The sequence below is a fragment of the Streptomyces sp. NPDC041968 genome (assembly GCF_055589025.1).
This window is the reverse complement of record NZ_JBVJCB010000003.1, coordinates 297421-312452: the sequence shown is the minus strand read 5'-3', so window position 1 is coordinate 312452 and position 15032 is coordinate 297421. Positions and strand designations below refer to the sequence as shown.

General features: G+C 72.0%; 10 protein-coding genes. 6 read left to right on the top strand and 4 right to left on the bottom strand.

The annotated features are described in order from the left end of the window. Positions 1–140: 140 nt before the first annotated feature. Entirely contained in the window at positions 141–1049 is a 909-nt protein-coding gene (locus ACZ6EG_RS09510) for a hypothetical protein (protein ID WP_469603050.1), read from the top strand. A gap of 254 nt (positions 1050–1303) precedes the next feature. Continuing rightward, positions 1304–2311, top strand: a complete 1008-nt coding sequence (locus ACZ6EG_RS09505) for an endonuclease/exonuclease/phosphatase family protein (RefSeq protein ID WP_469603047.1) — start codon at positions 1304–1306, stop codon at positions 2309–2311. A gap of 46 nt (positions 2312–2357) precedes the next feature. Here the strand turns inward: ACZ6EG_RS09505 and ACZ6EG_RS09500 are convergent, their stop codons facing one another. Beyond that, positions 2358–4436, bottom strand: coding sequence for a PhoX family protein (locus tag ACZ6EG_RS09500; protein WP_469603044.1), 2079 nt, complete (start codon positions 4434–4436; stop codon positions 2358–2360). A 265-nt stretch (positions 4437–4701) separates the two neighbouring features. Between ACZ6EG_RS09500 and ACZ6EG_RS09495 the strand changes: the two genes are divergently transcribed. From ACZ6EG_RS09495 to ACZ6EG_RS09485, 3 genes are all read left to right on the top strand, one after another. Then, entirely contained in the window at positions 4702–6528 is a 1827-nt protein-coding gene (locus ACZ6EG_RS09495) for a VWA domain-containing protein (RefSeq protein ID WP_469603041.1), read from the top strand. Between the two features lie 110 nt (positions 6529–6638). Beyond that, positions 6639–8255 carry a methionine--tRNA ligase gene (gene metG, locus ACZ6EG_RS09490; RefSeq protein ID WP_469603038.1) on the top strand — a complete coding sequence of 539 codons (1617 nt, stop codon included), beginning with the start codon at positions 6639–6641 and terminating at the stop codon, positions 8253–8255. A 100-nt stretch (positions 8256–8355) separates the two neighbouring features. Then, positions 8356–8721, top strand: a complete 366-nt coding sequence (locus ACZ6EG_RS09485; protein ID WP_356602496.1) for a PH domain-containing protein — start codon at positions 8356–8358, stop codon at positions 8719–8721. A gap of 67 nt (positions 8722–8788) precedes the next feature. Here ACZ6EG_RS09485 and aspS read toward each other — a convergent pair whose 3' ends face one another. Then, positions 8789–10552: an aspartate--tRNA ligase gene (gene aspS, locus ACZ6EG_RS09480; protein ID WP_383650517.1), complete on the bottom strand. Its 1764-nt coding sequence runs from the start codon at positions 10550–10552 to the stop codon at positions 8789–8791. A 166-nt stretch (positions 10553–10718) separates the two neighbouring features. Between aspS and ACZ6EG_RS09475 the strand changes: the two genes are divergently transcribed. Further along, a complete protein-coding gene (locus tag ACZ6EG_RS09475; RefSeq protein ID WP_469603034.1) occupies positions 10719–12902 on the top strand; it encodes a SpoIIE family protein phosphatase in 2184 nt (727 codons plus the stop codon). Here the strand turns inward: ACZ6EG_RS09475 and ACZ6EG_RS09470 are convergent. Both ACZ6EG_RS09470 and ACZ6EG_RS09465 read right to left on the bottom strand, forming a co-directional pair. Then, positions 12839–13918, bottom strand: coding sequence for an AI-2E family transporter (locus ACZ6EG_RS09470; protein ID WP_469603031.1), 1080 nt, complete (start codon positions 13916–13918; stop codon positions 12839–12841). The genes ACZ6EG_RS09475 and ACZ6EG_RS09470 overlap by 64 nt on opposite strands. 98 nt (positions 13919–14016) lie before the next feature. Beyond that, positions 14017–14994, bottom strand: a complete 978-nt coding sequence (locus ACZ6EG_RS09465; RefSeq protein ID WP_391970879.1) for a pirin family protein — start codon at positions 14992–14994, stop codon at positions 14017–14019. Positions 14995–15032: the final 38 nt, after the last annotated feature.

Here is a 15032-nt window from a genome sequence, read left to right as displayed (position 1 = left end):
GGGCTCGCGTGCTCCCGTGTTTCCGCATGGGCGGGTGCCGGTACTCCCGGGCGTGCCGGACCGCCCGATCGGCTCGTCATGGGCGTCCGAATGCAGTCACGCCGGTCGCCCCGGCCGCCGCCGGGGCCTTGCCTGGAAGGGTGTCCCCACGACTCCGGACCGCCCTGTCCACCGCCCTGATCGCCCTCGCCTGCCTGCTCGCGCCGTGCGGCACGCTGGCGGCCTGGGCGGTGCACGGACCGGCCGACACCGGGCGGTACGTCGCCGACGTGGCGCCACTCGCCGACGATGCCGACGTGCGCGAAGCGGTCGCCGCCGCGGTGGGCGACCGCTTCTCGGACCAGGTCGCGGCCGGCCCCCTGCACGACAGCGTGCGGCTGTTCGCGCGGGACGCGACCCGGTCGTTCACCCGCACCGAGGCCTTCCGCGAGGGCTGGGAGACGGCCAACCGAACCGTCCACGAGGCCGTCCTGCGCGCGCTGCGGGACCGAGGGGCGCACGGCCGCCCGGTCACCGTCGACCTGGCCCCGGTCACCAGACGCGTCAAGGAGCGGCTCACCGAGGACGTGCCGTTCGCGCGGCGCATCCCGGTGCGGCCCACCGCCGTCACCGTGCTCCCGGCCCACGAGGTGGACCGGCTCAGGAAGGGCTACCACGTGCTCGACGTCGCCGCCTTCTGGCTGCCGCTCGCGGCCGTCGTCTTCGCGGTCACCGGCATCGTCGTCGCCGCGTGCCGCCGGCGCGCCGTCACCGCCGCCGGGGTCGGCACCGCTCTCGGCGGGGCGCTGCTCGCCCTCGCCGTCGTGCTCGGCCGCCGGCTCACCGTCACCGAACTCCCCGGCGCCATGGACGGCGCGGTGGACGGACCGGCCGCGGGCGCCGTCTACGACGCCCTCACCGAGACCCTGCGCACGGCCTCCTGGCTGCTGGTCGGCCTCGGCCTCGCGGTCGCCCTGGCCTCCTGGCTCACGGGCCGGTACGGACGTCCGCGCCGCCGCCGGGCACCCGCCACCACCGTCGACCCCGCCCCGCCCCGGGCCCGTCTCTGAGCCGCCCGGCGCCGGCACACCCTTGGCCCACCTCCCGCAGCGGTCGGCAGGGTCATCGGCCATGTCCGAGACGACGACCCTGTGGCGCCACGCCGGCCCGAGGGGGCGGATCGAGGTGGTCCGGGAGTTCCACGCCGGGGCCTGAGGCCGCACGGGCCCGCGCGGGGCAACTTTCCGGCCGCCGTTCCCGTCTTCGAGGGAGGATTCGGGCATCGCAGAGGCAGGCAGCGCACCCGCGAGGGAGAGGCCGGGACGTGGACACCGACACGGCGACCGACCAGGGGACGGACTCCGGCGGCCGTCCGGCGCCCCGCCGCGCCGGACGGCGGTTCGCGGGCTGGTGCGCGGGGCTGCTGTTCGCCGGGGTGAGCGTGGCCGTCGGCTGCCGTCTCGCCGACAGCGACGGAATCACGCCCGTTCCGCAGCTGCTCGCCTTCCTGCCCTGGCTGCTCGTGCCGGCCGGAGCCGGGCTGCTCCTGACGCTGCTCGCCCGGTGGTGGACCGGGGCGGTGTGGGGCGTCGCGCTGCTCGGGCTGCTGGCGTGGTTCATCGAGCCGTACGGCAGGACCGGCGAACCCGCCGGGCCACCCGTCGCCGAGCTGCGGGTGCTGACCTCTAACGTCGAGTTCGGGCAGGGCACCGACGAGCTGGTCGCCGCCGTGCGGCGGACCGAGCCCGACCTCGTTTTCGTACAGGAGTGCGAATATACGTGCGACGCGACCCTGCGGCGCGAACTCGCCGCGAGCCTTCCCCACCGGCAGGCCGTCGAGGGCGGCGGCTCCGAGGGGTCGGTCATCCTGAGCGCCTTCCCGCTGGAGCCCGCCTCCGCCGTCCCCGGCACCATGGGCATGCCGGGCGCCGTCGCCGACGTGCGCGGCCACTCCGTACGGCTCCAGCTCGCCCACCCGATGCCGCCACTGCCGGACCAGGTCGGCCTCTGGCGCGAGGAGCTGGACGCCCTGCGCGACGCCGCCGCCGAGGACGGCGAGACCCCCACCGTCCTCGCCGGCGACTTCAACGCCTCCCAGGACCACGCCGCCTTCCGCCGCATCCTCGACACGGGACTGAGCGACGCGGCCCGGCTGGCCGGGGCCGACCGCACGGCCACCTGGCCCGCCCGGACCGCCCCGACGTTCGGCGTGCAGATCGACCACGTCCTGGTGTCGGACGACTTCACCGCGCACCGTGCCCGGTTCCTGGACCTGGCGGACACCGACCACCGCGCGCTGGTCGTCGACCTCACGCTGCACAAGGCCGGCTGACGCCGGCCCCGGACGGCGCAGGGGCCGGAGGCGGGCCGGACGCGGTTCAGACGCCGATGTCGCGGCCGTCCGCGCGCCACACCGCCACGACCGCCGGGCGCACGATCTTCCCCGGTCCGTCGGGCCAGGTGCTGGCCGGCTTCTCCACCGAGGCACCGTCGACCTCGCCCGGGTGCTGCACGGCGACCAGTACGCGCCGGTCCTGGATGAGCGGACCGCAGGTCTCCGCGCCGGTCGGCACGGTCAGGAACTGCTTCAGCTCACCGCGCCGGTCGCCCTTGGTCGCGACCCCGAAGAGGCCGTCGTGGCTGCCCAGCGCGTTGCCGTCGGTGGACAGCCACAGGTTGCCGTGGTCGTCGAAGGCGACGTTGTCCGGGCAGGAGATCGGGCTGACCCGGTCCTTCGGGAAGCCCGCGAAGTAGGTCGCCGGGTCCTCCGGGTCGCCGGCGACGAGGAACAGCGACCACGCGAAGGACGTCGCGTCGGCCCGGTTCCAGCGCTCGGTCAGCTCCAGGACGTGGCCGTGCTTGTTGGCGTTGCGCGGGTTGGCCTCGTCCGCCTTGGCGTTGGAGCCGACCCCGCGGTTGGAGTTGTTGGTGAGGGCGACGTACACCTTGCCGGTGGTCGGGGACGGCTCGATGTCCTCGGGGCGGTCCATCTTCGTGGCGCCGACCTTGTCACCGGCCAGCCGCGTGAAGACGCACACCTCCTCGGCGGTCATGCCCTCGACGTGCGAGACGGCACCGCGCTCGGTGGCGGTGACCAGCGGGATCCAGTGACCGCTGCCGTCGAACTCACCGTCGCGGGGCAGCTTGCCCGTGCCGTCGATCTCGATCGCCGGGGAGTCGCCGCTGAGCTTGGCGACGTAGAGGGTGCCCTCGTCCAGCAGCGACAGGTTGTGCTCGCGCGCCCAGCGGCTGTCGCCGTGCCGCATCCGCTTGCTGCCGACGAACTTGTAGAAGTAGTCGAACCGCTCGTCGTCGCCGGTGTAGACGACGGGACGCCCGTCGTGGGTCAGCCGCACGGTCGCCGCCTCGTGCTTGAAGCGGCCGAGGAGGGTGTGCTTGCGGGGGGTGGACTCGGGGTCGTAGGGGTCGAGTTCGACGACGTAGCCGAAGCGGTGCACCTCGTTCGGCTCCTGGGCGACGTCGAAGCGCTTGTCGAACCGCTCCCACTTGCGCTCGGTGGCGCCGGTACCGATGCCGTAGCGCTTGTCGGTCGCGCGGCTGCTGTTGGCGAAGTACTGGTTGAAGTTCTCCTCGCCGTGCAGCGTCGTGCCCCACGGGGTGGTGCCGCCGGAGCAGTTGTTGAGGGTGCCGAGCACCTTGCGGCCGCTGCGGTCGGCGGAGGTCCTCACCAGGTCGGAGCCGGCGGCGGGCCCGGTCAGCCGGAACTCGGTGGTCGCGGTGACCCGCCGGTTGAGCCGGTGCCGCGAGACGGGCGTCAGGCTCCCGGTCCCGCGCTCCTCCTGCACGGCGACGACGGACAGCCCGTGCGCGGCCCAGGCGATCTCGACCTGCTCGCGCGTCGGGTTCTCGGGGTCGTAGCCGCGGAACATGAGCACCTCGTCGGTGTACTCGTGGTTGGCGACGAGGACCTGCCGGCCGTGCTCACCGCGCAGGGGCAGCAGCGCGAGGAAGTCGTTGTTGTACCCGAACTGCCCGGCCTGCGCCCTGGCGCTCTGGTTCTCCGGGTCGAAGGCGGGCGCCCCGCGCAGGATGGGTTCGCCCCAGCGGATCACGACGTCCTGCCGGTACCCCTGCGGAACGGTGACGGCGTCGTCCTTGTTCGGGGCGACGGGCGTGAACCGCAGGCCGCGCGCACCCTCGTTCCGCCCCGGTTTCCCGTGGCCCCGGCCGGTCGTCGGCGCGGCCTGCGCCGACGGCGCCCCGGCCACACCCACCGCCCCGGCGCCCGCGGCCGCCACGGTGACGACGGCGGCGGCACGCATCATGGAACGGCGGCTGAGCGCGCCGGCGATGACGTCGCCGACGTACTCGTTGGAGCTGGTGTTGGGCACCTCGTGGAAGCAGGCGTCACCACACCGGAAACGACAGGTCATGGCGGACCGGCCGCCGGAATGCGAACCGGACGGCGTTCCGATCAACGGCAGCAGCTTGCGCACTGTGTTCTCCCCTGAGAAGCCCTTGGATGCCCTTGGTGTCAGCGCGACCGTAGGTGCACATACGTGCGGGAGACGGGCGCCGCGGTGAACGACGGGTGAACCCGCGGAAGCGGGCAGGGAATTGCCGCGGCGTCTCGATCCCACCTTGACGCGCCCAGGGTTTCATGGCAGACCCTGCACAAGATCACAATCCAGGGCCGCTAACCTTACGTGTCCGTCCTGGCCAGGGATTGACGGGCATCAACTCACGCGAAGGGTTGCGCACATGGGCATTCTCACCTCTCTGCGGAACGTGTTCGGCCGGTCACGCAAAGACCGGACCGCCCAGGCGGAGGGTGCGACGCAGGAGACGGCACCGCCGGCCACCGCGCCGGAGCCGAAGCTCCCGTCCCAGCCCACCGCACCCCCGGAGCCGGCCGAGGCCCCGGAGCAGGCGGAGACCGCGCAGGTCCCCGAGCCCCGCACGGCGGACCTCTCCCCCGACGAGCACGAACTCGTCAAGGCCGCCTTCGCCAACGTCACGGTCCCGAGGCCCACGGAGTCCCCGGACCCGACGGCCGACACCACCCCGGAGGCGGAGGCGAAGCCGAAGCCCGAGGCGAAGCCGAAGCCCGAGGCCAAGGCGAAGCCCGAGGCCAAGGCGAAGCCCGAGGCCAAGGCGAAGCCCGAGGCCAAGGCGAAGCCCGAGCCCGAGGCGAAGCCGGAACCGGAGCCGACGCCGGAGACCGAGGGGAAGCCCGGGGCCAAGGCAGAGCCGAGGACCGAGACCAAGGTGAAGCCCGAGCCCGAGGCGAAGCCGGAGGCCGAGGCCAGGGCGAAGGACGAACCGAAGGCCGAGGCCAAGCCCGAGCCGGAGGCCAAGGCGAAGCCGGAGGCCGAGGCGAAGCCCGAGCCCGAGCCGACGCCGGAGACCAAGGCAAAGCCCGAGGCCGAGCCGACGCCGGAGACCAAGGCAAAGCCCGAGGCCGAGCCGACGCCGGAGACCAAGGCAAAGCCCGAGCCCGAGCCGACGCCGGAGACCAAGGCAAAGCCCGAGGCCGAGCCGACGCCGGAGACCAAGGCAAAGCCCGAGGCTGAGGCGAAGTCCGAGCCGGAGGCCAAGGCGAAGGCCAAGGCTCAGCCGAAGGCCAAGGCGCAGTCGGAGGCCGAGGCACAGCCCGAGCCGGAACCGAAGGACGAACCGCAGCCCGAGCCGAAGGCCGAGGCCGAGGCCAAGCCCGAGCCGAAGGCCAAGGCGAAGCCGAAGGCCGAGCCCGCTCCGGCCTCCACCCCCGACCCGGCCCCCGCGGCCGCAGCCGAAGCCACCCCCGAACCCGCGGCCGCCGACGGCGAGGAAGCCCCGCAGGGGCCACCCGCACCCGACGACGAAAGCAGCACGGGTGGTGCGGGTGGGAACACGGACGCCGAAGGCGAAGCCGAGGCCGCCCCCGAACCCGCCACCCCCGCCACCCGCATCCGCTCGAACGCCCCCGGCCTCACCACCGCCTACAAGGCCGCCGCCACCGCCCTCAAGAAGCACGACCTCACCGGCGCCCGCGCCAAGGTCCACCTCGTCCTCGACCGCTCCGCCTCCATGCGCCCGTACTACAAGGACGGCTCCGCCCAGGCCCTCGCCGAGCAGACCCTCGCCCTCGCCGCGCACCTGGACCCCGAGGCCACGGTCCACGTGACCTTCTTCTCCACGGAGCTGGACGGCACCGGTGAGCTGACCCTCACCGACCACGAGAACAAGATCGACGAGCTGCACGCGGCACTCGGCCGGATGGGCCGCACCAGCTACCACGCCGCCGTCGAGGCCGTCCTCGCGCACCACGAGAAGGAAGCCCCCGGCACCCCCGCCCTGGTGGTCTTCCAGACCGACGGCGCCCCCGACGCCAAGACCCCGGCCACCCAGGCCCTGACGGACGCCGCGGCGAACCACCCGCACGTCCACTTCTCCTTCGTCGCGTTCGGCGACCCGGAGAACAAGGCCTTCGACTACCTCCGCAAGCTCAAGACGGGCAACGCCTCGCACTTCCTGGCCGGCGAGACCCCGCGGGAGCTGACCGACAAGGAGCTGTACGAGGGCGTACTGGCCGCCTGGCGGCCGTAACCGCACCGCGCCACCACGCACATCCTTTCGGGGGGTGGACCGGGGAACCCCCCGTCCACCCCCCGAAACGCGTGTGAGCCGATCTCCGACGGACCAGTAGGATTTCGCCCATGGCGGCCACTGGAAACGAGAAGCAGGGGGCGAAGGCGTTCTACGTCTCGACCCCCATCTACTACGTCAACGACGCTCCTCACCTGGGCCACGCCTATACGACCGTCGCAGGCGACGTGCTCACCCGCTGGCACCGCCAGCGCGGCGAGAAGGTGTGGTACCTCACCGGCACGGACGAGCACGGTCAGAAGATCATGCGCACGGCCGAGGCGAACGGGGTCACCCCGCAGGCCTGGGCCGACAAGCTCGTCACCGAGGCCTGGAAGCCCCTGTGGGAGCACCTGGAGATCGCGAACGACGACTTCATCCGCACCACGCAGAAGCGGCACACCGACCGCGTCCAGGAGTTCGTGCAGGACCTGTACGACAAGGACGAGATCTACAAGGGCGGCTACGAGGGCCCGTACTGCGTGGGCTGCGAGGAGTACAAGCTCCCCGGCGAGCTGCTCGACGGCGAGGGCGAGTACGCGGGCCAGAAGCTCTGCCCGATCCACAAGAAGCCGGTGGAGATCCTCAGCGAGGAGAACTACTTCTTCAAGCTGAGCGCGTACAGCGAGAAGCTGCTCGCCCACTACGAGGCCAACCCGGGCTTCATCCAGCCCGAGTCCGCGCGCAACGAGGTCGTGAACTTCGTCCGCCAGGGCCTTCAGGACCTCTCGATCTCCCGCTCGACCTTCGACTGGGGCGTGCCCGTCCCGTGGGACGACAAGCACGTCATCTACGTGTGGGTCGACGCCCTGCTGAACTACGCCACCGCGGTCGGCTACAACGAGAACCCGGAGAAGTTCAAGGCCACCTTCCCCGCCGACGTGCACCTGGTCGGCAAGGACATCCTCCGCTTCCACGCGATCATCTGGCCGGCGATGCTGATGGCGCAGGGCCTCCCGCTGCCCGGGAAGATCGCCGCGAACGGCTGGCTGATGGTCGGCGGCGAGAAGATGAGCAAGTCCAACCTGACCGGCATCAAGCCGCAGGACCTGACCTCGCACTTCGGCGTGGACGCGTACCGCTGGTACTTCCTGCGCGCGATCGCGTTCGGCCAGGACGGCTCCTTCTCCTGGGAGGACTTCTCCGCCCGCTACACCAGCGAGCTGGCCAACGACTACGGCAACCTCGCCTCCCGCGTCGCCGCCATGGTCGGCAAGTACTTCGGCGGCGAGCTGCCGGCCGCCACGGCCGACGGGGACGCGGAGAAGGCGATCCACGACGGCCTGACCAAGGCCGTCACGGAGGCCGACCGGAAGATCGGCGAGGAGCTGGACTTCCAGGGCGGCATCCTGGCCGTCTTCGACTTCGTGAAGCAGGTCAACGGCTACATCACCGAGCAGGAGCCCTGGAAGGTCGCCAAGGACGACTCGCCGGAGGGCAGGGCCCGCCTGGCGACCATCCTCTACACGGCCGCCGAGTCGCTCCGCGCCGTCGCCGTCCTGCTGAACCCGATCATGCCGGACACCTCCCAGAAGCTCTGGGACTCCCTCGGCGCCGAGGCCTCCCTCGGCGGCCTCGCGGACCAGAGGGTCCAGGACGCGGCGGACTGGGGTCGGCTGCCCGCCGGTTCCACGGTCACCAAGGGCGCGGTGCTCTTCCCCCGTCTCGAGGAGAAGCCGACCGCGTAACGCGCTCGCCACAGCTCGGGGCCCGGGAGGGGCGGACCTTCTCCCGGGCCCCCCGCTTTTGCGAGGATCGGACCCACGACACGCTCACGTGGGGGGAACCATGGCACTGTTCGGCAACGCGCACAGCATCGACCCGGCCCAGGCGCAGCACGAGTACGCCCGTCTGCTCGGCCACGGCGAACAGATCCACGCCGCCTACCTGCTGATCCGCGACACCATCCTGTTCACCGACCGGCGGCTGATCCTGGTCGACAAACAGGGCATCACCGGCAAGAAGACCGAGTACCACTCGATCCCGTACCGCAGCATCACGCACTTCGCGGTCGAGACGGCCGGCACCTTCGACCTCGACGCCGAGCTGAAGATCTGGCTCTCCGGCTCCCCGGCCCCCATCCAGAAGACCTTCACCAAGGGCGTCGACATCTACGAGGTCCAGGCGATCCTGACCCAGTTCGTGGCGCGATAGGCCCGCGGCGGAACACGCGAGGGGCCCGGCATCGGTGTCGATGCCGGGCCCCTCGCGCGTCTACCGCCTACTTCGGCTGCGGCTTGCGCACCGAAAGGTGCAGCTCCCTCAGCCGGGACTCGTCCAGCTCGGTCGGCGCGCCCATCATCAGGTCCTGGGCGTTGCCGTTGAGCGGGAAGGCGATGGTCTCGCGGATGTTGGGCTCGTCGGCCAGCAGCATCACGATGCGGTCGACGCCCGGGGCGATGCCGCCGTGCGGCGGGGCGCCGAAGCGGAACGCGCGCAGCATGCCGGCGAACTCGCGCTCGACGGTCTCCGCGTCGTAGCCCGCGATCTCGAAGGCCTTGAGCATGATGTCCGGCTCGTGGTTCCGGATGGCGCCGGAGGACAGCTCGACACCGTTGCAGACGATGTCGTACTGCCACGCCAGGATGTCCAGCGGGTCCTGGTTCTCCAGGGCGTCCATTCCGCCCTGCGGCATCGAGAAGGGGTTGTGGGAGAAGTCGATCTTCCCCGTGTCCTCGTCCTTCTCGTACATCGGGAAGTCGACGATCCAGCAGAAGCGGAAGACGTTCTCCTCGAAGTGCCCGGCACGCTTGGCGGCCTCGACCCGCACCGCGCCCATGATCTTCGAGACCTCGTCGAACTCGCCCGCACCGAAGAACACCGCGTGACCGGCGGCCAGGGACAGGCGCTTGGTCAGCTCGGCGACGTTCTCCTCGGTGAGGAACTTCGCGATCGGCCCGCTCAGCGTGCCATCCTCACCGACGCGGACCCAGGCCAGGCCCTTGGCGCCCTGCGAGACGGCGTAGTCACCGAGCTGGTCGAAGAACTTGCGCGGCTGGCCCGAGACGTCCGGGACGGCCAGCGCGCGGACGTGCTTGCCGGCGAAGGCCTTGAACTCCGAGCCCTCGAAGACGTCGCTGATGTCGACCAGCTCCAGCTTGGCCCGCAGGTCCGGCTTGTCGGAGCCGTACTTCAGCATCGCCTCGCGGAACGGGATGCGCGGGAAGGGGGAGGTCACCTCGCGGCCGCCGCCGAACTCGGTGAACAGCTCGGTCATGAGCCGCTCGACCGGCTGGAAGACGTCCTCCTGCTCGACGAAGCTCATCTCGACGTCGAGCTGGTAGAACTCGCCCGGCGAGCGGTCGGCGCGGGCGTCCTCGTCGCGGAAGCAGGGCGCGATCTGGAAGTACCGGTCGAAGCCGGAGATCATCAGCAGCTGCTTGAACTGCTGCGGGGCCTGGGGCAGGGCGTAGAAGCGGCCCGCGTGCAGGCGCGAGGGCACGACGAAGTCGCGGGCGCCCTCGGGGGAGGTGGCGGTGAGGATGGGCGTCGCCATCTCGTTGAAGCCGAGCGCCACCATCTTGTGGCGGATGGCGGAGATGACCGCCGTGCGCAGCATGATGTTGCGGTGCATGCGCTCACGGCGCAGGTCCAGGAAGCGGTACTCCAGACGCCGCTCCTCGTTCACCCCGTCCTCGGTGTTGATGGTGAAGGGCAGCGGCTGGGCGGCGCCCAGCAGCTCGACCTCGCCCACCTCGACCTCGACCTCACCGGTCGGCAGCTCGGAGTTGATGTTGTCGGCGCCGCGGGAGACGACCTTGCCGTCGACCCGGACGGTCGACTCCTTGGTCAGCTTGTCCAGCGCCTCGTAGGCCTCGGTGCCCGGACGGGCGACGAGCTGCGTGATGCCGTAGTGATCGCGCAGATCGATGAAGAGGATGCCGCCCAGGTCGCGCCGATTGTGCAGCCAGCCACTCAGTCGGACGTCGGTGCCGACGTCAGAGGAGCGGAGCTCGCCGCAGGTGTGGGACCTGTACCGATGCATCGTCGTTCATCCAGCCTTCGTGGATCGGGGATGGTGTTTCGCGTTTCACGTGAAACAACCCCAGCGTACCGGGGACCCACCGCTGCGTTCCTCCCCATGGGCGGCGGGAGGGCGCCGGGACGGCGACCGGTGGCAGTCTGCGATCACCTGTTCTTACAGTGGGGCAATGCGCACTGGTGACCCCCTGCCCGAGGTGGGGGACCTCCTTACCGCTCTCGCGACCGGTCTGTGGCAGTGGGACACCGCCACGGGGGAGGTCACGGTCGACGCGGAGGCCGCCCGGCTGCTCGGGCTGCCCACGCGGTGCGCCGTGCACACCGAGGCCCGGGTGCGGTCCCGGCTGCATCCGGTGGACTGGAACGAGATCACCGGGGTCGTCGCGCTGGCCGCCACCGAGGGCACCCTCGCCGAGGTGCGGATCCGCATCATGGACGAGCAGGGCCACGTCGTCCGCATGGTGCGCAGCCGCTCCAGGCCGTCGTTCGACCCCGTGCGCAAGGCCTACAAGCTGATCGGCACCCTCCAGGAGGTCGCCGAGCCCGCCCCGGGCACCCCCGCGGGACGCAGCGCGGTCACCGGCGACTGGCGGCGTTCCCGGGAGGCCTTCCTCCTGGACGCGGGCCGGGCGCTGGCCGAGGCGCGGTCCACCGAGGAGGTGCTGCGGGTCGCGGCGGGCCTGTCGATGCCGGGGTTCTCGCCGGACGGACTCGCGGTCTTCGGCGTCTCGGGCGACCGCCTGACGGTCATCGGCCACCACGGGCAGCCCGAGAACGACATGAACCCGTTCGTGAACATGCCCCTGGAGACGGACTACCCGGCCGCCGAGGTGGTCCGCGCCGGGCGCGCCGTGTACCTCTCCTCCCCCGAGCAGTACCGCTCCCGCTACCCGCTCACCTGGCCGCTCGCCGAGCGCTTCGGCCGCCGTTCCTGGGCCTTCCTGCCGCTGACCGTCGCGGGTCGCACCATGGGGGCGTGGATGGCGGCCTTCGCCTACCCGGTCGCGTTCACGCCGGACGAGCGGTCGGTGCTCACCACGGTGGCGCGGATGCTGGCGCAGGCGCTGTCCCGGGCGGGTGCCGCCGAGACCCAGCGGGAGCTGACGGACGGGTTGCAGCGCTCCATGCTGCCGGTGCTCGCCCCGGAGATCCCCGGCATGACGGTCGCGGCCCGTTACGTCCCCACCGGCGGTGGCCTCCAGGTGGGCGGCGACTGGTACGACATGATCCCGCTGCCCGGCGGCCGCTTCGCCCTGGTCATCGGCGACGTCCAGGGCCACGACGTCCGCGCGGCCGGACTGATGGGGCAGTTGCGCATCGCCCTGCGCGCCTACGCCGCCGAGGGGCACCGACCCGACGCGGTGCTCTCCCGCGCCTCCCACTTCTTCCACGGCCTCACCCAGGCCGACGACCCCGGCGACCTGCGCTTCGCCACCTGCTACTACGCCGAGGTGGACCCGGCCACCGGCACCCTGGAGAGCGCCCGCGCCGGGCATCTGGACCCGGTGGTGCGCATGGCGGACGGGACGGCGCTGATCCGGGCCACGGCGGGCGGGCTGCCGCTCGGTATCGACCCGGACTCCGACTACCCGACCACGCGGCTCGCCCTGGAGCCCGGGGACACCCTGATGCTGTGCACGGACGGCCTGGTCGAGACCGGCGGCCACGATCTGCACTCCGGCTGGGACCGGCTCCGCGTCATCCTGGAAGAGCACGAGGGGGCCCTGGAGGAACTGGCCGACGCGCTGGTCCAGGCCGTGCACGGACCCTCCTCGCACCACACCACGGGCCCGCTCGCCGACCGGCGGGAGGACGACATCGCCCTGCTGCTGCTGTGCCGGGAGGGCGGGGGCTGCGGATGCGGGGACAGCCCCGTGCTCCGGACGCCCCTGCGCCGCACCATGCTCACGGTCGCGCAGGCCGAGCCGGAGCGGATCGCCACCGCCCGCCAGCACCTGCGGGACCTGCTGCGCGACTGGCCCAGCGAGGAGCAGCGGGATGCGGCGGTGCTCCTGCTCTCCGAGATGCTGACGAACGTCCTGGTGCACACGGACGCCGACGCCCTGCTGGTCGCCGAGGTCACCGGGGCGCCGGGGGAACGGCGCATCCGGGTCGAGGTGACCGACAGCGGCGACGACCTGCCGCACAAGCGCCGGCCGGGGGAGATGGCCTCCTCCGGGCGCGGCCTGATGCTGATCGAGCTGCTCGCCGACGAGTGGGGCGTCGCGCCGCGCGGCGAGGGCAAGAGCATCTGGTACGAGGTCTACGAGTCCACGGAACCCGACGACGGCTACGGCCCGGACCCCGCGGACGGCTTCGGCCCGGACGCGGAGGACGGCCCCGAGGCCGCGTAACGCCCCTGGAGCTCGTGCACGACGCCGAACGCGGCCGCGGTGAGCGGCACGGCGAGCAGCATCCCCAGGATGCCCGCCACCGACGCCCCCGCCGTGAGCGCCAGCAGCACGATCGCGGGATGCATCTGCACGGTCCGGCTCTGGACCATCGGCTGGAGCACGTGCCCCTCCAGCACCTGCACGGCCAGCACCACGCCGAGCGCCCACAGCGCGATGACGAACCCGCGGTCGGCCAGCGCGACCAGGATCGCCACGGTCCCGGAGATGAAGGCGCCGAGGTAGGGGATGTAGGCGCCGACGAAGACCAGCGCGCCGAGCCCGACGGAGCCGGGGACGCGCAGGACGAGCAGCCCGACGGTGATGCAGAGCGCGTCGATGAGGGCGATGAGGGTGGTGCCCCGCATGAAGCCCTCGACGGCGCCGAAGGCCCGCCGTGCCATGGCCTCCACCGTGTCGGCGCTGTGCGGCGGCGAGAGGGCCCGCACCGTGCCGACGGCCCGGTCGGAGTCGCGCAGGAAGAAGAAGACGAGCAGCAGCGCCAGCACGGCCATGGCGATCATCTCGCCGACGACGCTGATGCCGGTCACCACGCCGGAGGCGGCCGTACCGCCGAACTTCCCGAGCAGCTCCCGCGCGTTGGACGCCATGTCGTCCAGCGAGGTCCCGGCCGCCCCGAAGTGGTCGGCGATGTCCCGGGCCGCGCTGCGCACCGAGGCGACGATCTGGTCCCCGGTCTCGATGAGCGCGGAGACGACGATGTACACGGCCCCGCCGACCACCGCGACGACGGCGACGCAGGTGAGCCCGGCGGCCAGCGACCGCTGGACGTGCGCCTTCACCATCCGCCGGTGCAGCGGCCGGAGCAGGGCGGTGCCGAGCAACGCGAGCAGCGCCGGTGTCACGGCGGTGCGCAGCTCCACGCAGAGCCGGATCGCGACGTAGCCGACGCCGGCGGCGAGCAGGATGACGGCGCACCAGGCGGCGAACCGACGTACCGGACCGGGAAGCAGCTGCACCCCACCAGCCGATCACGCACCGGGCGGGCTGTCCTGTGCGGACCGCCCGCCCGGGTGACGCGGTGTCAGCGTGACGTGCTGTCAGCCGGGGACCGGTGTCAGGCGTCCGGCCCCGCCGCGGACATGCCGTGCACGGCCGGGACCGTGCCGAGCCGGCCCTTCTGGAAGTCCTCGAAGGCCTGCATCAGCTCGTCCTTGGTGTTCATGACGAACGGACCGTAGTGCGCCATCGGCTCCCGGATCGGCTGTCCGCCGAGGAGCACGACCTCCAGGTCGGGGGTGTGCCCGTCCTGCTTGTCGTCCGCGCGGACGGTCAGCGAGCCCCCGGCGCCGAAGACCGCGGTCTGCCCCAGGTGGATCGGCCGCCGTTCGGCGCCCACCGACCCGCGGCCGGCCATGACGTACGCCAGCCCGTTGAACTCCTCCCGCCACGGCAGGGTGATCTCGGCGCCCGGCGCGAGGGTCGCGTGGACCATCGTGATCGGGGTGTGCGTGATGCCGGGACCCTCGTGGCCGTCCAGCTCGCCCGCGATGACGCGCAGCAGCGCGCCGCCGTCGGGGGAGGTGAGCAACTGGACGCTGCCGCTGCGGATGTCCTGGTACCTCGGGGCCATCATCTTGTCCCTGGCCGGGAGGTTCACCCACAGCTGGAGGCCGTGGAAGAGCCCGCCGGACATGACCAGCTGCTCCGGCGGCGCCTCGATGTGCAGCAGGCCGGAGCCCGCCGTCATCCACTGGGTGTCGCCGTTGGTGATGGTGCCGCCACCGCCGTTGGAGTCCTGGTGGTCGAAGATCCCGTCGATGATGTAGGTGACGGTCTCGAAGCCGCGGTGCGGGTGCCAGGGCGTGCCCTTGGGCTCCCCGGGCGCGTACTCCACCTCACCCATCTGGTCCATCATGATGAACGGGTCGAGGTGGCGGTAGTTGATCCCGGCGAACGCGCGGCGCACCGGGAAGCCCTCGCCCTCGAAACCGCTGGGCGCGGTCGTGACGGTCAGCACGGGACGTGCGACGGCGTCGGCGGGCGCGGATACGCGGGGCAGCGTCAACGGGTTCTCGACGGTCACGGCAGGCATGTCGACCTCCTCGGGCGGTGTGCGCCCCACTTTAGTTG

Coding starts and splice junctions, on each gene's coding strand:
- ACZ6EG_RS09495 (WP_469603041.1), top strand. CDS start 4,702: ATGGGCATTCTCACCTCTCTGCGGAACGTGTTCGGCCGGTCACGCAAA.
- metG (WP_469603038.1), top strand. CDS start 6,639: ATGGCGGCCACTGGAAACGAGAAGCAGGGGGCGAAGGCGTTCTACGTC.
- ACZ6EG_RS09485 (WP_356602496.1), top strand. CDS start 8,356: ATGGCACTGTTCGGCAACGCGCACAGCATCGACCCGGCCCAGGCGCAG.
- aspS (WP_383650517.1), bottom strand. CDS start 10,552: ATGCATCGGTACAGGTCCCACACCTGCGGCGAGCTCCGCTCCTCTGAC.
- ACZ6EG_RS09475 (WP_469603034.1), top strand. CDS start 10,719: ATGCGCACTGGTGACCCCCTGCCCGAGGTGGGGGACCTCCTTACCGCT.
- ACZ6EG_RS09465 (WP_391970879.1), bottom strand. CDS start 14,994: ATGCCTGCCGTGACCGTCGAGAACCCGTTGACGCTGCCCCGCGTATCC.